The following is a 278-nucleotide window of genomic DNA, read 5'->3' as shown; positions in this document are numbered from 1 at the left end:
GAGTGGGTGCGTATTTTCTGCGCTCGCGCACAGGATTTGTCTTTGTGAATAGATGGCCGCGGGTACGGTAACCGTCGATCAATTTCACCACCCTGAACTCCTTAAGAACAGACTCAGACATTTGGATGGGTTCTCCATTCCCGGGATGACTAAGAACCTGTTGGGGTTGTTCGACAGTAGCCTGTCCATTTCCGGAAGTTTCAAGACCAAGATCAAACCCCTGGAAAAAAGCTCTCCAGCTTGGTTCTACGCTATCGGGAAATTGAAGGTATTGGTCA

Annotated in this window: 1 protein-coding gene; it reads right to left on the bottom strand. The window is 48.9% G+C overall.

Annotation, left to right across the window (positions count from 1 at the left end):
* On the bottom strand, positions 1-278 hold a 278-nt coding region (locus HC175_RS23695; RefSeq protein WP_168140152.1), incomplete at both ends, for a 2-oxoglutarate dehydrogenase E1 subunit family protein.

This window comes from Salinimicrobium oceani (genome assembly GCF_012037645.1).
Note: the sequence above shows the minus strand (reverse complement) of the source record. Positions and strands in the feature narration are given on the sequence as shown.